Here is a 16843-nt window from a genome sequence, read left to right as displayed (position 1 = left end):
GTCGTCAGAAATCCCGGCGATAGGACAGGCCCAACGCGCCGCCGTGGAACAGGTCCACCTGATCGGGCGAGCGGTTCCAGGGCCAGCGGTTGTTGGCATAGTTCGAATAGGTCAGCGTCACCCGGTCGCTCAGCGCATAGCTGGCGGAATAGGAAAAATCCGTATCGCCTTCCCGCTGCGTGCCGGGCGGATAGGCCAGGGCGGAAAAGCGGACCGTCAGGCGTTCGGTCACGTCGAGGCCGCAGTTGACCCCGGCATTGGAGGGGGCCGACCGCGCCAGGCTGACGAAGCCCGTGCAGGCCAGGGTCCGGTCCCCCAGCGGAACCTTGGCGACCGGCGCGGACAGTTGCAGCCGCCCCTCGCCCAGGCCGGCCAGCGCGCGGCCCCCGGCCAGGGCGGCGGCATAGTTCGCATAGGTCAGCGTCACCCGGTCGGTGACGCGCCAGTTCAGCGCATAGCTGTAGGCCAGGTCGCCGCCGTGCCGGTCGCCCCGGATGGGATAGGCGGTCAGGCCGGCGCTGAAGGTCAGCCGGTCGCCGAACCGCCCGCTGCACCCCAGGTTGACCGAGATCTGGCCGATCTCGCCGATCTCCTCGCGGCCAAGCGCCATGGCGCTGCCCAGGGCGCAGCGCGTCAGCGCCAGCGGCGGGGCGGCCGGGGGCTGCGGGCGGGGGTGACCCCCCGGGGGCGGAAACGCTGGGCGGGGGGTGAACAGGGCCGACGGGCGGGCGATCACGGTTCCCCCGGACGGCGGGGCCTCGGGGCGGTCCGGGACGCGCCGGGGCCGGGACAGCGGCAGAAGGTTGATGCGGTCCGGCGTGGGGGGCGCGGCTGCCGCGCGCGGGCGGGGCGGAGGGTCGTCCCGGGGGGCGGCATCCGCCCCGTCCTTTGCCGGGGCGGGCCGGTCATCGGGACCGCCGGGCGGCCCCTGGGGGGCAGGCCCTGGCTGGCCTTGCGACCCCGCCGGATCGGCAGGCGGGCGCGCGGTCCCGGGACCGCTTTCCGGCCCTGCCGAACGGGGGGCCGGATTTGGCGGAACCGGCGGCGGGGCGGCCGTTTCCCGCGCCGGGGATGGGGCGGCCGAAACATCCGGCGGCACGGGGGCGGGGCGGCAGACAAGCACCTCGGATTCGGGCGTGCCGGTTCCGCCGACCTCGGGGACGGTCCAGCACAGGAACGCCCTTGGTTCCCCAGGATGCGGCGCGGCTTGGCGGCGCGCGGGTGGCCTTGGCTCTGCCGGTGGCGTGGCCGGTTCGCGGGCCGCAGGCGCAGGGGCGGGTTCGCGCGTCAGGGACCTTGCTTCCGCAGGCGTTACCGCGTTCGGGACGGCGGGGGCAGGCTGGCGTGTCAGCGCCCCCGGCGTTGCGGAGGATTGCGCCGTTTCCCGCGCGGCAGGGGCTGGTCCCCCTGCGGCTTGCGGGGCAGCGGGGGCGGGTTCACGGGTCAGCGTCCTTGGTGCCGCAGGGACCGGGGCCGTTTCGCGGGCAGGGCGTGACGCGGCTTGCGGGGACGCGGGCGCTGGCTCTGGTGCCGGTGTTCCTGGCGCGGCGGGTTCCGGGGACACGGGCGTTGCCGCCTTCGGCGCGGCGGGCGCGGGCTGGCGCGCGGGGGCCTCGGGTTCGGCGGCGGGCGGGGCGCTTTCCTTAGCCGGGGCGGCAGGCGTCGCCGGGGGTTCGGGACCCAGCAGGCAGCGGCCAAGCTGCCGGGCGCGGGGCTGCATCCCCTCGGGCACCGCGCCGAAGGACCGATAGGTGCAGGTGCGGTTGTCGGGATCGCAGGAGATCTCGATCCGCCAGGTCTCCATGTGCGTCCCCTCGCCGATCGCGCCGAAGCCGCCGGGATACAGGCGATAGGACAGATCGCCCAAACGGCCCTGCTGCCATTGCCCGGGAAAGCGGGCGCTCGGGACATCGGCGTGGCGCAGCTCGACCGCCGTGGCGCCGGCGGGGGCCACGGACAGGTCGGGACCGGGACAGGATTGCGCACTCAGCGCCGCGGCCGGCACGGCGGCCAGCAGCAAAACGGCGCCGAGTGCCCCGGGCTTCACCGCGGCACGTGCATCAGCGGTCCCGTGGCCCGGAACGCCTGCGCCGCCAGCACGATGGCGTTGGTGTTGGCCGTGAAGGATCCGTTGACGGTGCCGTCTGCCTCGTAGAGGCCCTCGGGCCAGCCGCGCGCGGGATCGGCAAAGGGCACCACGGCGGCGACCATTTCCTGCGTGTATTCGGTGGAAAACAGCGCGTCCCAGCCAAAGGCGGCCTTGGTGGACAGGGTGCGGCGGCTGTCGATCCGGTCGCCGCCGAAGGTCAGCACCGCCCAGGGCGAGCCGCCGCCCCAGACCGTGGCATAGGCGAAATAGGGGTCCTGCGACAGATGGCCCTCGCTGACGCCGGTCAGCGTGCCGGTGTTGCGATAACGCATTTCCTGCGCGCGATAAACCACGGTCGCGAAGACATGCGTCAGGGCGTCAAAGCCGAATTCCAGCCCGTCCATGACATAGGGTTCGCTGGTGGTCAGCGCGGGCGTGCTGTTGCGGTTCAGGCGCGTGTCCACGGGGATCGGCACGCCCTCGACCCGGACGACCTGAAGGGTGGGCGCGACCTCCATCGCCGCCGTGGCGTCCGCGCCCCACAGCATCATCCCCTTGGCGGCATAGCGTTCGTAGCCGATGCGCCCTTCCTGATTCTCGCGCACGGACCCGTCCACCACGGTCGCGCCGTTCAGGCGGCCTTCGCGGGTCACGCGGTCCAGATCCCATCCGGCCACCAGGTCCTCGACCTCGTCGGCCAGGTCGGGATAGTGCAACTGGACCATCTTCAGCGCCGTCATCAGCCGCCCGATGTCCAGCGCCGACCAGCCAAGCCCGACCGAGGTCGGGCGGTTGGCGTAATCCACCATCTGCAACGTGCGGATGTCATAGGCCTTGTTGGGCAGGCTGTCCTCGAAGAGAACAAGGCGCGACAGCGCGTCCACCACCTTGGCCGCGCGCCCTTCGGCCTCGGCGTCGGTGATGATGCCAAGCCGCTGGGCCGAGACGATGGCCACGATATAGGACGCCGTTTCCCACATGGTCGTGGACGGATACTTGTCCACCGATCCCGCCAGCCCCGTGTCGGGATCGGTGTTGTTCCGGAAATAGGTCCAGGCGATGCGGGCGTGGTCGTCGGATTGCTGCGCCCGGCCAAGCCCGTCGGCCAGCGGCAGGGGCACGACCTCGTCGAAGGCGGCAAGGGCGTCGGGTTGGCGGTCGGGCATGTGTCCGGCCCTTTCCAGATAGAAGATCAGCGTCACCCCCAGCAAAAGGGCCGCGATGAAGATGATGTGGCTGCGCGCGCGCGTCAGGTTGATGGGCAGGCTCATTCGGATTCTCCGGTCGGTTCGGGTTCGGGCGTCCACATCGCCGCCCTGATGATCCCCGACATGGCGAGGCAGTTGTTGAGGCCCCAAAGGGCATTGGTCACGACGCCGGTGACGCTGTGGCCGGTATCGGCCCAGACCAGCGCCGCGCCGGCCCACAGCAGGGACGCAAGGGTCAGCCCGACCACCGCGATCTGCGGCCGCACCAGGCGCAGGTGGCGGCCCAGTTGGCGGTCCTTGGGCGTGACCGGGAACGAAATCCTGCGCCCCGACAGCACCGTGCCGATGGCGCGCAGCCCCAGGGGGAAGAAGGACAGATAGCTGGACTTGCTGGCATGGCCCGCGATCCCCCAGGTGCCCGCCATCATCGCCAGTTCCAGCGCGACCAGGAAGGCCATGGCGTGCAGGAAGAAGGGCAGCGTATAGGCCGACACGGGCGCGATGCCGGTCGCCAGATAGACGACGGGGGCGGCCAGGAAGACCACGTTCCACAGGGGCGCCAGATAGGACCAGAAGGTCGTGGCATACATCAGCCGCTGCGGCAGCGTCAGCCCGCGCCGGAACAGCGGGTTGTCGTTGAACAGGATGTCCAAGCTGCCGCCCGCGTACTTGAACCGCTGCACCGACCAGCTGAGCAGATCCTGCGGCGACAGCATCCGCGATTCATAGGTGGGATGCAGGACCGATTTCCAGCCGCGTTCCCGGTCGGAATGCAGCAGGATCGAGGTATAGATGTCCTCGGACACGTGGAAGCGATAGGGGGCCAGCACCTCGGCCACCACGGCCTCGGTGCGGATGGCCGACAGCAGGGACGCGTCCACCGCCGGTTCGCGGCTGGTCAGGGTGATCTCCTCCTCGGCGGCGATGACGCGGCGTTCCACGCTGGCGGCAAAGCTGCGCAGGGCGGCCTCCATCACCGCCTCGCGCCGGTGGATCGACCCGGCCCCGCAGCAGAAGGCCGCGTTGGCGCGATTCCGGCGGCGCAGGATGATCTGGTAGAACATCTCGGCGTCGTTCACGAAGGGATCGCGGCCGAGGCGGATCTCTCCCGCCACGCCCTCGACCGCCCGCCCGATCAGGCGCCCGGGCGTCCCCAGCCTGCGCGACAGCCGGTCGGTCAGCGTCACCCCCTCGGGCAGGTCATAGAACCATTGCGGCGTCTGGACCCAGGCCATCCGGGGGTCGCGGAAATGGCCCAGGGTGTGTTCCAGGATCGTCGGGAAGGGCCGGGTGTCGGCATCAAGGATGACGATGAAATCGCCCCCCGTCTGTTCCATCGCGTGGCGCAGGTTGCCGGCCTTGAAGCCCTCGTTGGTGGCGCGCGTGATGTAGTTCACGCCCTCGGCGGCGCAGACCGCCTGCATCTGCGGGCGGCGGCCGTCGTCGCAGACATGGATGCGGATGTCGATGGGATGGGGATAGGTGATGGCCTTGGCATCCACGATGCCCAGCCGGACCAGGTCGGGATCCTCGTTATAGGTCGCGAAGAACAGGTCCACCGCGATGGGCCGGTCGGGCGCCTCGCTGCCCGGGGCCAGGGTGTCGCGCAGCGTGACGGCGGGCACCGGGATCGCGACCGGCTGGTCCTGCCACAGGTTGTAGATGAACAACAGCAGCCCCAGGAAGGCGCAGCTTTCCGCCACCACCAGCGGCACCGCGAACCACAGGGCGTCGGGGTTCAGCGACTGCGTCCAGCGCCACCACAGATACCATCCCCCCAGAAGGGCGGCGATGGTGGCCAGCGCCTGCCACACCGCCTCGCGCCCGGCGGAATAGGGCAACGGTTCGGGCGGGCGGCGGTGCTCGAAGCGGCGGAAGTAATCGTCCATCGTCAGCCCCGCTGGACCTGCTTCTGCCGCCCCTCCCACGGGGCGGGGCCAAGGCCGATGGTCCAGGCCAGCGCCCCCACGCGCGACAGCCCGACGGCCAGCAGCAGCGAGGCGGGCAGGACGAGGATGAAGCGGCTGGTGACCACCATCCAGGGGGCCATCAGCGGCGACAGCCCCGCGCTGATGACCGCCGCGTCGTAAAGGTCGATCACCAGCGGATGGACCAGATAGACGCCAAAGGTGAATTGCGCCAGCCAGCTCCACCGCGGGGACCAGTCCTGATATTGCGCGCCCATGAACAGGGAAAACATCATCAGCGGCATCAGGAAATGGCCGTAGAAGGACCAGTCCTGCCGCACGCCCCAGGACCCCGAGAACAGCGCCGCGCCGAAGAAGGGCAGCGTCGCCACATAGGCCATGGCCGCGAAATACAGCGCCCCCTTGCGGATCAGCCGGGATTCGCCGCGCGGGATGCCGTCGCGCCACAACCCGTACAGCGCGAAGGCCGCCAGCCCATAGCCGACGTATCCCATCACCTTGGTGGCGCGGATGAAATAGTCGCGCAGGCCGGGGTCAAGCCCCAGCGACCAGATGTAGTCCTGGATGTGGTGCATGGCTCCCAACGTGGCGAACAGCGCGATCCCCAGGATGGGAAAGCGCAGCGCCAGGCGCATCACCGGATAGAACAGGAACAGCAGGAACAGCGTCGGCAGGAAGTGCATGTGGTATTGCGACTTGCCCAGCACGAAGAAGCCCAGCCAGGTCCACGGATCGCCCAGCTGCGCCCAGATCTGGGGGGCGTATCCCGCCACGTCGGCCTTGAGCAGCCGGAAGAAGGCATAGAACACCGTCCAGAAGGCGAAGGGCACCAGCAGGCGGCGGGCCTGTTCGCGAATGGCGTGGCCATAGGGCGGGCTGCGCCGGTCGATGCGCATCGCCATCAGGAACAGCGAGAAGAAGAAGAACATCTCGGACCCGGAAAATTCCGCGACGGAGCGCAGGAAGACCGGCACCGCGCGGTCGGCCGCGTCGGCTTTCGGAAAGACACCGCCCGAGAAATCGGTGGTGCAGTGGATCAGCACCACGCCCATGGCGGCGCAGACCCGGTTGGCGTCGAACCAGACCAGACGCGGCTTGGCTTGCTTTTCCATCATGGCTCTCCGGGGATGGGGCATTGGCTGGCCTGCGCCGAGATCGGCGCGGGCGCGGGCGCGGGTAGGCCGTGCTGTTCAAGGCTGCACTGGGTGGCGGCGATGGTGCCGTCGGGCTGCGGCACGGGGCGGCAATACAGGAATTCGGTCACAGGCACCGGGGGTTCGACCGGAAGCGCCTGGCAGTTGCAGCAGACGGGTTCCGGGCGGGGCCGTGGCAGGCAGCGGCTGACACGCGTTTCCTGATAGGGATAGGCCGTGTCCCACAACTGCGTGTTGCCGTTCAGCCGTTGCAGGAGCGGTCCCTGCACCTTGTAGAGCAGCGCGGCCAGGATGATGCCGTTGTTGTTCGCGCTCTGGACCGGGATGATGCCGTTGCCGTTCTCGTAAAGGCCCTCGTAGAAGCCGCCCTCGTCGGCGGAGAGATCGGCCACCGAATCCAGCAGAAGGTCGGTATAGGGCGTGTCCCACAGCGCCCACATGCCGATGGCGGCCTTGGCGGCAATGGCCGCGCGGTCGGGCTGATAGACATCGCTGGGGTCCAGCGTGTGCCAGGCGAAACCGTTGGCCCAGATCGCGTCATAAACGAAGAAGGGGGCGCCCTCGACCTGGTGTTCGGACTTGGCGGTCATGATGCCGGTCTGCTCGAACCGGCGCTGCTGGACCAGATAGATGCGGTTGGCGAATTCGGCGCGCCAGCCTTGGGTCGCCAGGCCCGGGCGGCCGCCCTGCCGGTCGGTGGGCAGCTTCCAGCCCAGTTCCAGCCCGTCCAGCAGATAGCTTTCGGTCAGGACATAGTTCATGTTCTGGAAGACGCGCGGGTCGCGGGCATCAACGGGCACGCGCACGCCGTAAATCTCGGTGTATGTCACCGGCTCGGGCGACAGCGCGCCCGCCACGTCGAAATCCCACAGCGCGAATCCCTTGGCCGCGTATTCCTCGTATCCCAGGCGGCCTTCCTGGACATAGCGGGTCTCGCCCTTGCCCGTGACGACGGACCCGCGCATCCGCCCGTCCTCGGTGATGGCGTTGCAGAAGTTCCAGCGCAGCACCGTGTTGTCGATGCCCGGGGCCAGATAGGGATAGCGTTCCTTGAGGATCTTCAGCCAGACCAGCATCCGCCCGATGTCGAGGACGGAAAACCCGACCTCGCCCGGCTTGTTGGCATAGTTCACCTTTTCGCCGGTCTTGGTGTTGTAGACCTTGTTGGGCAGCTCGCCCCCGAACAGGTCCAGGTTGCGCAGCGTGCCGATCAGCTGGTTCACGCGCAGGTCGAAGGTGCGCTTGTCGATGATGCCCAGCTCATAAGCCGCGACCAGGGCGCTGACATAGGACGCCGTGTCCCACATCGTCGTGGACGGATAGGCGCCCACCGCGTTGACCAGGCCGGTTTCGGGTTGCAGCCTTTGTTCGAAATAGGCCCAGGCGGTTTCGGCCATCCTGCGTTCGCGCGGGGTCAGGGGACCGTGGCGGCCGAAGGGGGTGGCAAAGGCGGGATCCTCCGCCGGGGCGGTCGCGGGTTCCGCCGCGCCGGGTGCCGCGTCAGGCTGGGCGGCAGCCGGGGTGGCGGCGGTCCCGAACAGGCGCTGGAACAGGCCCGGACCGGGGGCCTCGGCAGGGGTTGTCGCGCCCTGCCCCATCAGCAGGACCACGGCAGCCGCGCCCAGGGCCAGGGAAAGCGTGCGGGAAGGGGTCATCGGTCCTCCGTCATGGCGCTGCCGTTTCCGCATCCTGCCTGAACGGTTCCGCCGCGCGGGACAGCGCGGACTCCATTCCCCGGACAAGGTCCAGCAGGGGGGCAAGATCGCCGGGTCTTGCCGGTGCGTCCTTCAGGGCCGCCTCGGCGCGCCGCGCGGCATCGGCGGTGTCCGTCAGGCCCAGGGTCGCCGCGATCCCCACCAGCGAATGGCAGGCCCGAAGGGTGGCCGCGTGATCGACCGGCCGGCCCGCCTCGGCCCCTTCAAGGGTGGCGCGGTGACGGGCCAGATCCTCCAGGCTTGCGACGATCAGCAGGGGCAGGGCCTCGGGTCCGATCTGCCGGGCCAGATCGGCCAGCCGGTCTTGCAGCACGGCATCTTCGGACGGGTCCGGGGATGCCGCAGCCTGCGCATCGCGCGGCAGCCAGCGATGCAGGGCAAGGTGCAGGGCGTCCAGGTCCAGCGGCTTGGTCAGCACCTCGTTGCAGCCGGCGTCCAGGCAGGCGCTGCGTTCGGCGGCCCCCGCATGGGCGGTCAGCGCCAGGACCGGCAGCCTTGATGCCGGGCCGTCCATCCGGCGGATGCGGCGGGTCGCCTCGATCCCGTCCATTCCGGGCATCGAGATGTCCATCAGCACCAGGTCGACCCCCCCGGCCGACACGGCCTCCAGCGCGGCAAGGCCGTCTTCGGCAAAGGCCACCTCTTGCCCCAGCCGTTCCAGCATCGAGCGGGCGACCAGGCGGTTGGTCGCGTTGTCCTCGGCCACCAGGACGGACCGGCGGGGCAGGACGGCCTCGGGGTGGGCGGCATGGGCGGCGGGCGCGGGTCCGGCGGGGGCGGCTTCCACGTCAAGCCAGAAGGACGACCCCTGCCCCGGCATGCTGGCAAAGCCGATCCGCCCGCCCATCAGGTCCGCCAGCGACCGGCTGATGGCCAGCCCCAGGCCGCTGCCGCCGAAGCGTCGCGTATAGGACGTGTCCAGCTGGTTGAAGCGGTCGAAGACCTGCTGCTGGCGGTCCAGGGGGATGCCGATGCCGCTGTCCGTCACGCAAAAACGCAGCCACAGCCCGCCCCCTTGCGACAGGCGGTCCGGGGCGCGGTCCACGTCCAGCGTGACCTGCCCCGCATGGGTGAACTTGACGGCGTTGCTGACCAGGTTGGCCAGGATCTGGCGGATGCGCAGCGGATCGCCGGTAATCCAGGCGGGAAGATCGTCCCCGACACGGGCGGTCAGCGTCACGCCCTTGGCGCAGGCGGATTCGCAATACAGATCCACCACGCTGCCCACCAGGGGGCGCAGCTCGAAGGGGCGTTCCTCCAGCTCCATCCGGCCGGCCTCGATCTTGGACATGTCCAGCACGTCGTTCAGGATCGCCAGAAGCGCCCTGGCGCTGGTGCGGGCGACGCGGATCTGCTCTCGCTGGCGGTCGTCGAGCGGGGTCGCCTCGACCGCGCTCAGCATCCCCAGGACGCCGTTCATGGGGGTGCGCAGCTCGTGGCTCATCACGGCCAGGAACTCGGACTTGGCGGTGTTGGCGCGCTCGGCCTCGGCCAGGGCGTCGCGCAGGGCGCGCTCCTGCTCGATGTCGCTGGTCACGTCCTGGAGGGACCCGGTCAGGCTGTCGGGCGCGCCCGCGTCGTCATAGTTCATCTCGGCGGTGCCGCGGATGAACCGCTCGGCGCCGGAGGGCAGCAGCACGCGGCAGTCAAAGCTGACCTGCCGCTGCCCGCCCGCCGGCCCGCCCTTCAGAAGCTCGGTGAACAGGGCCTCGACCCCCCCGAAATCCTCGGGGTGGACGATCTGGCGCAGGGGGCGCGGCCCGTCCGCCGGATCGCAGCCCAGCACCACGTACAGTTCCGACGACCAGCTGGTCCGCCCGGTGCTGTAGTTGTGGCGGAAGCTGCCCAGATGGGCGATGCGCTGCGCGGCGGCCAGGCTGCGTTCGCTTTCGCGCAAGGCGCGGCGGGCGCGGGCCTCGACGGTGATGTCGCGGACGGTGGACACCATGCTGTGCGGGGTGCCGTCGGGATTGGCGGTCAGCTCCGACTGGACCTCCAGCTCGATGACCTCTCCGTCGGCGCGCAGGGCGCGGAAGGTCAGGTCGCGGCGCACCGGCGCCCGTGTCTCGGCCGAGCGGGCCAGGGCCTGGCGTTCGCTGTCCAGCACCTTTTCCGCATCGGCGGGCAGCAAAAGGGCCTCGAACCGGGCGCCGGTCATCTGGCCCTCGGGGTCGAGACCGTAGATGCGGGCGAATTCCGGCGACCAGGTCACGATGTCGCGCCCGTAGTCGCGGCGCACGTTGCCGATATTGGCGATGCGCTGCGCCTCGGCCAGGTCGCCCATGACGGTGTTCAGCGATGTCTCGGCCCGGCGCAGGACGCGGTTCTGCATCCACAGCACGATCAGCGTCAGCACGCCCACCACCAGCAGGAAGGACGCCAGCCGCTGCGCGATCAGGCTGATCCGGGTCAATTGCCAGCGGTCGTTCGCGGTGATCCGCCCCAGCCTGCGGAAAGCGTCCGTCAGATAGCGGTCAAGCTGCACCAGGTCGGGTCCCAGCAGGTCCGCCACCCGGTCCCGCGACCGCGCGGCATCGCCCGCCGGTCCGTCGCCCCGGGCCAGCAGGGCCGCCACGCGGTCGCGGATGCGCCCCAGCGTTTCGGCGTTTTCCGGCAGCACCGCCCGCGCGCCCGGATAGGCCAGCACCACGCCCATCCGGTGGACCAGAAGCTGCGTCCTTTCGTCCAGCCGCAACCCCAGGCTTTCGTCGGGGGTCCCGCCCCCGGCGCGCGCGGCCTGCCAGTCCAGCAGCGCGGCGCGCATCGCGTCGATGCTCAGGTGAAGCTCGAACATCTCGCTGCGCATCGAGGACGTGTCCGCCGTTTCCATGTTCCGCGACAGCACGAAGGGCGCCAGCGCCAGCGCCGAAAAGACCGCCAGCGCGATCAGCGTCAGGCAGACATGCAGCAGCCGCTGCTGCCAGACCGGCACGACGCGCCCCCCCTTCATCATCACGCGTCCCGCCCGCCAAAGCGCAGGGTCAGGCGGTTCGCCCCGTCCCGGCCTTCGTAATGAAGGGCGTCGGACAGGGCGACGATCAGGGGAATGCCCCGGCCGCTTTCGGCCAGCGGGTCCAGGTCGGCGGGGTCGCGCGCGGCCTGGAACAGGTCTGCCGGGACGGGCCGCCCGGGGTCGCGGATTTCCACCGACACGCCGGACGGGACCTTGCGGACGGTCACGCCGATCCCCGCGCCGGGCGGCAGGCCGCCATGCAGCACGATGTTGGTCAGCGCCTCGGTCAGGGCGATTTCCAGCCGGATCAGGTCGTCGGGGGCCAGCGCGTCGCCCGCGAAGGCGCAGACGGCGGCCATCGCGGCATCGACCGCGTCAAGACGGCATTCGACATGGAAACCGCGGCTGTCCATCGCTATCCGTCCAGGGCGGCCACCGCCGCGTCCGCGTCGGGAAAGATCTGGAAGACCCGTTCCATCCGGGTGACGCGGAACATCTGCCGCACGGCATCGCCCAGGCCGCAGACCACCACCTCGCCCCGGTTGCCGACCTTCTTCAGAAGGCCGACGATCGCGCCAAGCCCCGAGGAATCGACAAAGCGCACGGCGGACAGGTCGATGACGATCCTGTTGCTTCCGGCGTCGATCAGGTCGGACGCTTCCTGGCGGAAGGCGTTGGCGCCAAGCGCGGTCAGCCGGTCCCCCTCGGGGCGGATGATGCAGATGCCGTGGGGGCGGACATGCGAATGGATCATGCGGAAGGACTCCTTGCCAGGGCGAGAACGGTCAGGTCGTCTTCAAGGGGGCGGCCGTTCCGCCATTGCGCCAGCGCGGCCACGATGGCGCCGGGCAGGGCCTCGACATCCTCGTGCCCGTGCCCGGCGACCAGGCCGCGCAGGCGATCCTCGCCGAAGGGGGCGTCGTCCGGGCCTTCCGCCTCGATGGCGCCGTCCGAACACAGGACCAGGGTTTCGCCCGCACCCAGGTCGATCGTGCCGTTGTGGAAATCGGCCGCATTCAGCAGGCCGACGGGAAAGCCGCCGTCGCCCACCACGGCGGTCGTGCCGTCGCGCCGGGCCAGGATCGGACTGGGATAGCCCGCCTGGCAAAAGGAAAGCCGCCCGTCCCGCTGGTCCAGCACGCCGCAGAACATGGTGAAATAGTCGGTCCCGTCCCTGCGGTAGAAACGGCCGTTCAGGTCGCGCACCATCGCCGCCGGGTCGGGCGCGCCGGGATCGGTGCCCACCTGTCCCGCGAAATACTGGGCCGTCACCAGATGGCCGATGGCCACCGACAGCAGCGCGGCATGGACGCCGTGGCCCGCCACGTCGACGGCATAGAAACCCAGCCTGTCCCCGGGCAGCGGGTAATACCCGAACATGTCGCCCGAAACATAGGCCGAGGGCTGGAAGGCCGTGCCGAACCGGCAGCCGCCGATGTCGCGCGTCGGTCCGGGAAGAAGCCGCCGCTGCGCCTCGGCGGCGACGTTCAGGTCGTGCTCGATGCGCCGTTTCGCCAGTTGCAGCGCGCGGTTCTTGTCGGACAGGGCCTGTTCGTGATCGACCAGCCGCGCGGCCGCCCGGATCCGCGCCGTCAGCATCGCCGCGTCCAGGGGCTTGGTCATGAAGTCGTCCACCCCCGCCTCCAGCGCCAGGCGCCGCTGCTCGGCCTGGCCCGCGGCCGTCAGCATCACGACATGGATATAGCGGCCCAGGTCGGCGGCGCGGATCCGGCGCGTGACCTCGTGCCCGTCGATGCCCGGCATGTCGAGGTCGCAGACCAGGATCGAGGCGCCGCTGCGTTCGATCATCTCCAGCGCCTCCAGCCCGTCGCGGGCCAGGACGGGCGTGAAGCCGATGCGGCTGATGACGGTCGATGCGAAGATGCGTTGCGTCGCATCGTCGTCGGCAATGACGACCCGGTCGGACAATTGCCTTTGTCGGGCGCGGTCTTGGTCGAGAGGCATGGCGATGACTGTCTTCGGAACGGGAATCGGATTTCGTCCGGGGGTTTATCGTTAACCATTCTTAACAAGTCCAGGTTGTTCCTGTCGAGACGAAAGAAATCCCCTTTCCCCGGGTGGTCCGCACGTCCTGTCCCGCGGTCCGTCCGGTTTCGGCAGCGGCCAGGGCCTTTCGCCCAGGGGCCGGATGATGCCTTGCGACAGCGGGTTTCCGCATATAGGGTATTCATCCGCCATGAATGTTCGCAAATGACGGGACTTGAAAATAAAAACAACCGCTTGCGATTATTAAGAAGAATGATTTGAATATATGTTGATTAAATATTAATAAGGAATTAATATTATTCTGCGGATGAGTTGCCGATTACGATTTGAGTTTTCCCGATTGCAAGAAAGGCACGCCACTCCGCCCTGTCCTTCGGGCTTCGGATCGAGCCGCCCACTCTCCGATCGTCCCGCATGTCATTCTTGGGTTGTAATGAGGAACCATGTCCCGCTCTCGTGTACAATCGCTGCTTGCGCAGTTCCCGTCGCAAGCGTCTGCACCGACGGTTTCCGACGCCCTTTCGGGCCTGCGCCAGCCGTCCCTTCCGTCCCTGTCCGACACGCTTCGCGACATCCGCGAATCCCTTGATTCCACGGATCTGCTGTCCGACGATGCCGGCCCGCCCGACGCAGGGTTCGACGCGCCTGCGGATGCGGCAGCGTCCGGCGGGCCGGTCCGCAACGGGTCGGGCGACGCGACGGTGGCGGTCGCCGCCAGCGGCGACGCGGGCATCGACGGCCTGATCGCCGGAAACCGCTGGGCCGACGGCTATATCACCTATTCCTTCCCGGATGCCGCCTCGGATTATGGCGCGGGCTATATCGAGTCGCTGAACAACTTCCAGCAGATCAACGCGGCCCAGCAGCTTGCCGTGCATTTCGCGCTGAACTCGGTCGCCTATACCCAGCCTTCCGCCGCCGCGGGCTTTTCCGTCGAGGGCTTCACCAACCTGACGATCGACTTCACCACCGCCGACGCCAGCGGCACGCTGCGCTATGCCAACACCTCGGATCCGGGCACGGCCTATGCCTATTACCCGGACGGCGCCACCTATGGGGGCGATTCCTTCTACGGCAATTCCGGCCGCACGCCGGTGATGGGAAACTATCACTGGCACACCATGCTGCACGAGACGGGCCATGCCCTGGGCCTGAAGCATGGCCAGGAAACCGGCGGCTTCGGCGCCATGCCCAGCTATCTGGACGCCATGGAATACACGGTGATGACCTATCGCAGCTATGTCGGCGGTCCCACCACCGGATACACCAACGAGGAATTCGGCTATGCCCAGACCTTCATGATGTATGACATCGCCGCCCTGCAGCACATGTACGGCGCCGATTACAGCGTGAATTCCGGCAACACCACCTATGCCTGGGATCCGACCACCGGCAACACCGTGATCAACGGATCGGCCGCGATCACGCCGGGGGCCAACCGCATCTTCATGACCGTCTGGGACGGCGGCGGCATCGACACCTATGACCTGTCGGCCTATGCGACGGGCGTCACCGTCAACCTGGCGCCGGGGGGATCGTCCCTGCTGTCCAGCACCCAGCAGGCTTCCCTGGGGGGCGGCAACTATGCCCGGGGCAACGTTTACAACGCCCTGCTGTTCGGCGGCGACACCCGGTCCCTGATCGAGAACGCCACCGGCGGCAGCGGCAGCGACACGCTGTATGGCAACGGGGCCGCCAACGTGATGACCGGCAATGCCGGGGGCGACTATATCTGGACCAGCACCGGCAACGACGCGCTGTATGGCGGCGACGGCGACGACACGCTGTATGGGGCCGAGGGCGACGACTACAACCAGGGCGGCGCCGGGAACGACTATGTCTGGGCCTATATCGGCAACGACACGCTGTACGGGGCCGAGGGCGCCGATTCCCTTTATGGCGGCGACGGCGACGATTACCTCATCGGAAGCTGGGGCGGCGATGTCGATGCGGTGATGGACGGCGGCAACGGCAACGACACGCTCAGCATGTCCTTCCTGACCGTGGGCCGCGTCTTCGACTTCGAGACGGGCCAGGCCCGCACCCCGGGCGGCGCGATCCTGGGCACGCTGGCCGGGATCGAGACCTTCTACGGCGGCTCGGGCGGCGATACCGTCATCTCGGACGGGGACGGGCACCGGTATTACGGGCAGTCCGGCGACGACAGGATGGTGGCCGAGATCGGCGCCGAGACGCTGGACGGCGGCGCGGGCTTCGACACCCTGGATACCGCGCGCTGGTCGGGCGACTATGTGCTGGACCTGGGCACGGGCAGTTCCAACTATGGCGGCGAGCTTTACACCAACTTCGAGGGCGCCGTCCTGGGCGGCGGCAACGATTCCGTCACCGGCACGGCGGGCGCCAACCGGATCAACGGCGGGGGCGGCAACGACACGCTGCGCGGCGCGGACGGCAGCGACACCCTTGCGGGGGGCAGCGGAAGCGACAGCCTGATGGGCGAGGGCGGCGACGATGTCTATGTCACCGACGGCGGCGACGCCATCTGGGAAACCGCGGGGCAGGGCAACGACCTTGTCCTCAGTTCCGCCTCCCTGGCGCTGGCGGCGCATGTCGAACGGCTGACGCTGACCGGAACCGCCGGACTGGCGGGCACCGGCAACGGCCTGGCCAACCGCATCACCGGGAACGCCGGAAACAACTGGCTGAACGGCCTTGGGGGCAGCGACACGATGATCGGGGGCGGGGGCAACGACACCTATGTCACCGACGGCCTGGACAGCCTGTCCGAAGGAATCGGCGGCGGGGTGGACACGGTGCGCAGCACGGCGGGCGTGACGCTGGGCGCCAACCTGGAACACCTGCTGCTGACCGGGGCCGCCGGCATCAACGGCTTTGGCAACGCCCTGGCCAACCGCATCACCGGCAACGGCGGCAACAACGTCCTGGCCGGGGGCGACGGCAACGACACCCTGCTGGGCGGCGCGGGCAGCGACACGCTGCGCGGCGGGACCGGCGCGGACCGGCTGGACGGCGGACCGGGCAGCGACGCGCTGTGGGGCGGCCTGGGGGCCGACACGCTGATCTTCCGCGGCGGCGGCGACCGGATCGCCGATTTCGGCAACAACATCGACACCATCGCGCTGGACGACGCGCTGTGGGGCGGGGTGCCCAGGACGGTCGGACAGATCCTGGCCCTGGGAACCGAGATCGCGGGGGATGTCTTCTTCAACTTCGGCGGCGGAAACACGCTGCTGGTCGAAAACGTCGCCTCGCGCCTGTGGCTCGCCGACGATATCCTGTTCGTCTGAGATCACGCCGCCCCGCCCGGCATCCCGCCGGGCGGGGCGCAAGGACAAGGAACGCGCCATGACCCGGCTTGCCCTGATCGCCACGCTTCTGACGGCCGGCTGCCTGGGCGAGGCCGGCCCTTCGGGGGCCGCCCCCGACGATCCCGGGGGCGGCCCCGCGGACATGCCCATCCGGTCCGACCCCCTGCCCCCGCCCGCCCCCAAAGGCGCCCCCGAGGCCGCCGAAGCCGCCGCCGCCCTGGCTGCGGGCAACAGCGCGGCGCTGATCCTGTTCCTGGCCCGCCATCCCGCCGATCCGGCGGCCCCGCGGGTGCGCGCGGCCCTGGCCGGACGGCGCGAGCCGGTCACGCCTGCCGACGCGATGGCCGTCGCGGGGGGCGAGGCCGCCGTCATTGGGGCCTTCGACGCGGCGCGGCTTTCCGGCACCCCCGCCGCATGGGCGGATTTCACGGCGCACTATGGCTCTCACCCCCTTGCCGCCGAGGCCGCCCGCTGGCAGGGGCGGTGACGCGGGGGCGCC

11 protein-coding genes are annotated in these 16843 nt (G+C 69.5%); 2 read left to right on the top strand and 9 right to left on the bottom strand.

Going from position 1 to position 16843, the window contains the following annotated elements; all coding sequences use genetic code 11:
* Positions 1 to 4: 4 nt before the first annotated feature.
* From GIY56_RS12370 to GIY56_RS12330, 9 genes are read right to left on the bottom strand one after another with little or no spacing between them, the layout of a single operon-like run.
* Positions 5 to 2047, bottom strand: coding sequence for a hypothetical protein (locus GIY56_RS12370; RefSeq protein WP_154765156.1), 2043 nt, complete (start codon positions 2045 to 2047; stop codon positions 5 to 7).
* The gene (locus GIY56_RS12365; RefSeq protein WP_154765155.1) at positions 2044 to 3360 is read right to left on the bottom strand and encodes a DUF3131 domain-containing protein; all 1317 of its coding nucleotides are present in this window, start codon (positions 3358 to 3360) and stop codon (positions 2044 to 2046) included. Before GIY56_RS12365 ends, GIY56_RS12370 begins: the two co-directional genes overlap by 4 nt.
* The gene (locus tag GIY56_RS12360; protein ID WP_154765154.1) at positions 3357 to 5186 is read right to left on the bottom strand and encodes a glycosyltransferase family 2 protein; all 1830 of its coding nucleotides are present in this window, start codon (positions 5184 to 5186) and stop codon (positions 3357 to 3359) included. Before GIY56_RS12360 ends, GIY56_RS12365 begins: the two co-directional genes overlap by 4 nt.
* 2 nt (positions 5187 to 5188) lie before the next feature.
* Entirely contained in the window at positions 5189 to 6340 is a 1152-nt protein-coding gene (locus GIY56_RS12355; RefSeq protein ID WP_230312475.1) for an acyltransferase, read from the bottom strand.
* Positions 6337 to 8034: a DUF3131 domain-containing protein gene (locus GIY56_RS12350; protein WP_230312473.1), complete on the bottom strand. Its 1698-nt coding sequence runs from the start codon at positions 8032 to 8034 to the stop codon at positions 6337 to 6339. The genes GIY56_RS12355 and GIY56_RS12350 overlap by 4 nt, the downstream gene beginning before the upstream one ends.
* Positions 8035 to 8044: 10 nt before the next feature.
* Positions 8045 to 11047, bottom strand: a complete 3003-nt coding sequence (locus GIY56_RS12345) for a hybrid sensor histidine kinase/response regulator (protein WP_154765153.1) — start codon at positions 11045 to 11047, stop codon at positions 8045 to 8047.
* A complete protein-coding gene (locus GIY56_RS12340; RefSeq protein WP_154765152.1) occupies positions 11047 to 11460 on the bottom strand; it encodes an ATP-binding protein in 414 nt (137 codons plus the stop codon). The genes GIY56_RS12345 and GIY56_RS12340 overlap by 1 nt, the downstream gene beginning before the upstream one ends.
* A gap of 2 nt (positions 11461 to 11462) precedes the next feature.
* Positions 11463 to 11801 carry an STAS domain-containing protein gene (locus tag GIY56_RS12335; protein ID WP_154765151.1) on the bottom strand — a complete coding sequence of 113 codons (339 nt, stop codon included), beginning with the start codon at positions 11799 to 11801 and terminating at the stop codon, positions 11463 to 11465.
* Entirely contained in the window at positions 11798 to 13012 is a 1215-nt protein-coding gene (locus tag GIY56_RS12330) for a PP2C family protein-serine/threonine phosphatase (RefSeq protein WP_154765150.1), read from the bottom strand. Before GIY56_RS12330 ends, GIY56_RS12335 begins: the two co-directional genes overlap by 4 nt.
* Positions 13013 to 13497: 485 nt before the next feature.
* Here GIY56_RS12330 and GIY56_RS12325 point away from each other — a divergent pair, with 485 nt between their 5' ends.
* Together GIY56_RS12325 and GIY56_RS12320 are read left to right on the top strand one after the other, a co-directional pair.
* A complete protein-coding gene (locus GIY56_RS12325; protein ID WP_154765149.1) occupies positions 13498 to 16323 on the top strand; it encodes a M10 family metallopeptidase C-terminal domain-containing protein in 2826 nt (941 codons plus the stop codon).
* 58 nt (positions 16324 to 16381) lie between these two features.
* Complete coding sequence (locus GIY56_RS12320; protein WP_154765148.1) at positions 16382 to 16831, top strand: hypothetical protein; 450 nt, start codon at positions 16382 to 16384, stop codon at positions 16829 to 16831.
* The last annotated feature ends 12 nt before the right edge of the window (positions 16832 to 16843 follow it).

This window comes from Paracoccus lichenicola (assembly GCF_009708075.1).
In the GTDB taxonomy this organism is placed as follows: domain Bacteria; phylum Pseudomonadota; class Alphaproteobacteria; order Rhodobacterales; family Rhodobacteraceae; genus Paracoccus; species Paracoccus lichenicola.
The sequence above is the reverse complement of the archived record's forward strand: the minus strand, read 5'-3'. Positions and strand labels throughout refer to the sequence as shown.

Coding starts and splice junctions, on each gene's coding strand:
- GIY56_RS12335 (WP_154765151.1), bottom strand. CDS start 11,801: ATGATCCATTCGCATGTCCGCCCCCACGGCATCTGCATCATCCGCCCC.
- GIY56_RS12330 (WP_154765150.1), bottom strand. CDS start 13,012: ATGCCTCTCGACCAAGACCGCGCCCGACAAAGGCAATTGTCCGACCGG.
- GIY56_RS12340 (WP_154765152.1), bottom strand. CDS start 11,460: ATGGACAGCCGCGGTTTCCATGTCGAATGCCGTCTTGACGCGGTCGAT.
- GIY56_RS12360 (WP_154765154.1), bottom strand. CDS start 5,186: ATGGACGATTACTTCCGCCGCTTCGAGCACCGCCGCCCGCCCGAACCG.
- GIY56_RS12325 (WP_154765149.1), top strand. CDS start 13,498: ATGTCCCGCTCTCGTGTACAATCGCTGCTTGCGCAGTTCCCGTCGCAA.
- GIY56_RS12345 (WP_154765153.1), bottom strand. CDS start 11,047: ATGATGAAGGGGGGGCGCGTCGTGCCGGTCTGGCAGCAGCGGCTGCTG.
- GIY56_RS12320 (WP_154765148.1), top strand. CDS start 16,382: ATGACCCGGCTTGCCCTGATCGCCACGCTTCTGACGGCCGGCTGCCTG.
- GIY56_RS12365 (WP_154765155.1), bottom strand. CDS start 3,360: ATGAGCCTGCCCATCAACCTGACGCGCGCGCGCAGCCACATCATCTTC.
- GIY56_RS12350 (WP_230312473.1), bottom strand. CDS start 8,034: ATGACCCCTTCCCGCACGCTTTCCCTGGCCCTGGGCGCGGCTGCCGTG.
- GIY56_RS12355 (WP_230312475.1), bottom strand. CDS start 6,340: ATGATGGAAAAGCAAGCCAAGCCGCGTCTGGTCTGGTTCGACGCCAAC.